A 2038-nucleotide genomic window follows, 5' to 3' on the forward strand; every position below is an offset into this window, starting at 1 on the left:
AGGCTGATTAGAGGATTATTCAGGTCTTGCATTGTGCACAGTGACCACATCCGGCATTGCTCTTAGCTGGTCCAATTGGGCTGATATCAGCCAGATATCTATAGATCCTGGTTATGACTTAAAGCCATTTTATCTGTTGCATAGTTATTGGTTGGCGAATGCCGTTATCTTCTTTCAGCTAAGGGGCTCTGAGCCGATGGCAGTGGATAGTTATGCAACAATTCTGAAAGTATTTAATCAGAAAACTGAAAGTCTTTCAGTTTTGCGTTTTTTTTGAGCGCAACCCTACCTCTGCAGCCCTTAAATAATGTATGATCCGCGCCACGCCTGAATTTTGAAACCCTACTTGAAAACATTATACCCGGAGTACGCTGTTGATGACCTCTCTGCCCCCTAATCTGATGATTGATTTAAGTCCCGCCGATTTGATTGAACAAGCGGTTCGCCGCAATGAAGGCCACCTTGCCGCTAATGGTGCGCTGGTGGTTGAAACCGGAGAGCGCACCGGCCGCTCACCTAAAGACCGTTTTATCGTCAAAGAAGCCAGCACTGAAGCAGATATCCAGTGGGGAGAGGTAAACCGGCCTTTCGATGCAGCGAAGTTTGATGCCCTGTGGGACCGTGTTGAAGCCTATCTGGCGCCCAAAGAACACTTTATGTCACATCTGGAAGTAGGTGCCGACCCACAGCATTATCTGCCATTGATGGTGCGTACCGAAACCGCCTGGCATCAGTTGTTTGCCAATAATCTGTTTATTCGCCCGGAAAACTGGAATGCTTCAGACAAGCCGGTCTGGCAGATTCTTAACGCGCCGGGTTTTGTTTGTGAGCCAGAGCGTGACGGCACCAACTCAGAGTGCACGGTGATTATTAATTTTGCTGAGCGCAAAGTCTTGCTGGCCGGTATGCGCTATGCCGGTGAGATGAAAAAATCCATGTTCTCTGTACAGAACTTCCTGCTGCCGGCTGAAGATGTGCTGCCTATGCATTGCAGCGCCAATGTGGGTGAGCAGGGCGATGTGACGCTGTTCTTCGGCCTGTCTGGTACGGGTAAAACAACTCTGTCTGCTGACCCCGGCCGTTACCTTATTGGCGATGATGAGCATGGCTGGGCCAAAGGCTCGGTATTTAATATCGAAGGCGGCTGCTATGCCAAGTGTATCGATCTTTCACAGAAAAATGAGCCGGTGATCTGGAATGCCATCCGTTTTGGTACAGTGCTGGAAAACGTAGTGCTGGATAACAATAAAGTACCCGACTACAAAGACGCTACGCTTACCCAGAACAGCCGTGCCGCTTATCCGCTGGAGCACATTGAAAAGCGTGAAATCAAAAATCGTGCTGGCGAACCTGGTGCCGTGGTTTTTCTGACCTGTGATGTCAGCGGCGTATTACCGCCGGTGTCTATTTTGTCAGAGCAGGCGGCGGCCTATCACTTCCTGTCGGGCTATACGGCCAAAGTGGGTTCAACAGAAATCGGTTCAACGGCTGCCATTGAATCTACTTTCTCTACCTGTTTCGGTGCGCCTTTCTTCCCCCGCCCGGCCGGTGTGTATGCCGAGCTGTTAATTAAGCGGGTTCGTGAATTTGGCGCCAAAGTTTATCTGGTTAATACCGGCTGGACCGGCGGGCCTTATGGTGTGGGTAAGCGCTTTGATATTCCCACCACCCGTGCGGTGATCGATGCCATTGTGAACAATAAACTGGCCGGTGTAGAAACCGAGCATCTGCCACAACTGAATCTGGATGTGCCTGTGGCGGTACCGGGTGTTGACAGCAAGCTGCTGAACCCGCGCAACACCTGGGATAATCCGGCCAAATACGATGAGTACGCCGCGAACCTGGCAACGGAGTTTACTAATAACTTCGCAAAATATGATGTCTCTGATGAGATTTGTCAGGCGGGACCAAAGGCCTGAGGTATTTGGATAAGGTAGTTTCAATGCCAGCCAGCTAGGCTGGCTGGCATGTTTTGGAGCTATTTACTGAAACACCTAATCAAAGCTAAGAAATTAGCTGTCCCTGCTGGTATGACACA

At 50.0% G+C, this 2038-nt stretch carries 1 protein-coding gene; it reads left to right on the forward strand.

Features of this window, described 5'->3' with window-relative positions; translation table 11 throughout:
* Nucleotides 1–377: 377 nt before the first annotated feature.
* Entirely contained in the window at nt 378–1919 is a 1542-nt protein-coding gene (locus CDA54_RS19345; RefSeq protein ID WP_180237284.1) for a phosphoenolpyruvate carboxykinase, read from the forward strand.
* Nucleotides 1920–2038 lie beyond the last annotated feature (119 nt).

This window comes from Lacimicrobium alkaliphilum (assembly GCF_002591895.1).
Lineage (GTDB): Bacteria > Pseudomonadota > Gammaproteobacteria > Enterobacterales > Alteromonadaceae > Lacimicrobium > Lacimicrobium alkaliphilum.